The sequence below is a fragment of the Calditrichota bacterium genome, assembly GCA_013151735.1.
Taxonomy (GTDB): domain Bacteria; phylum Zhuqueibacterota; class JdFR-76; order JdFR-76; family BMS3Abin05; genus BMS3Abin05.
In genome coordinates this window covers 1-1,387 of sequence record JAADHR010000143.1, presented here as the reverse complement: position 1 = coordinate 1,387, position 1,387 = coordinate 1, and the positions used below count along the sequence as shown (strand labels likewise).

The 1,387-nt window shown below is 54.2% G+C and carries 1 protein-coding gene; it reads left to right on the top strand.

Annotated elements, in window-relative coordinates; all coding sequences use genetic code 11:
- Positions 1-1,332 (top strand): (4Fe-4S)-binding protein (locus GXO76_10230; GenBank protein NOY78231.1); only part of this gene is annotated, 1,332 nt, incomplete at its 5' end.
- Positions 1,333-1,387: the final 55 nt, after the last annotated feature.

Genomic DNA, 1,387 nt, shown 5'->3' with positions numbered 1-1,387 from the left:
CGGCTCAAGATGCGGGAGGATCCCGACCTTAAACAAGCACTTTACTGCGTGCGCTGCAGCGCCTGCATGAACGTGTGTCCGGTTTTTCAGGTGCTCGGGGGACACGCCTTCGGCGGAGAAACCTACTCGGGCGGAATCGGCGGCGCCTGGGAAGCGGGAACCGGGACGCTTTTGAATGCGCGTTTTAGTGAGCTTTGCACCGGCTGTTCGCGGTGCGTGCCCCAGTGCCCGGTACGAATCGATATTCCCTGGCTCAACACGGTCCTGCACGACCGCCTCAACCGGGCGGAAGGCAGAAGTGCCTCCGCTGTTTTTTTTGGGAAATTATTCGGAAGCCAGGGGGGAGATCGTCTGGCTCCACTGGAAAAGCAATTTTTTGGAAATTACGCGGCTTTTGCAAAGGTGGGGAGTGCGTTCGCACCGCTCTCAAATGCACTGAGTGCTCTTTCGCCGGTACGAACCGGGATGGAAAAAACGGTGGGGATGCACCACCAGCGCCTGCTTCCGAAATTTCAGAAAAAGACCTTTCAGAAACAATACCGGGGCTGGCAGAGGAAGCGAAAGACCCCTTTACACGCGGAACCGGATGCCCCCAAGGTTTTGATTTTTGCCGATATTTACACGAATTTCCTTCATCCGGAATCGGGAATGGCAACCGTCAGGGTGCTGGATTCACTTGGTGCAGCCGTTCAGATCAGTGATGTCCTGCCGGAAGGACGGGCAGCCCTTTCTCAGGGAATGGTCGAAACAGCCGCCCGCCGGGCACGCTCTGTGGCTCGCTATCTTGAGAAGAAAATAGACGCCGGCTGGACGATTGTCGTCCCGGAACCCAGCGTACTGGCCCTGTTTCGACGGGATTACAAAAATTTGTTGAAAAATAATGATCTTTTTGAAACGCTTCAAAAAAACAGCTTTGGTGCGGTTGAATACCTTACCCGATTGCTTTCCGTGAAAAAAATCCGGCCGCAGACCGTGTTCAATGTTGAGCAGTCACCCTTTGGGAAAAAAATCTTTTACCACGGCCATTGCCAGCGAAAATCCCTGAATGGCATTCTGGACGCCATCAGTCTCTTCAAGGAAATTGGGTTCGATGTGGTTGAATCGCATGTGGAATGCTGCGGAATGGCAGGAAGCTTTGGTTACAAGAAGGAATTCTACAACGTCAGCATGAGAATCGGTGAAGAGCTGTTTCACCAAATCCGGGAAGCCGACGGAGATGAGCTCCGCGTGGTAATTGCCAGCGGCATTTCCTGTCGGCACCAGATCACAGAAGGGGTGGACCGGCATGTCTTTCATCCGATGGAAGTGCTGGAAAAGGTGCTGGCAGGGTAAGGCATCTTTTGGGTCGCCGAGTGTCCGCCTCCGGCGGACGTATCGAGGCGAAGGG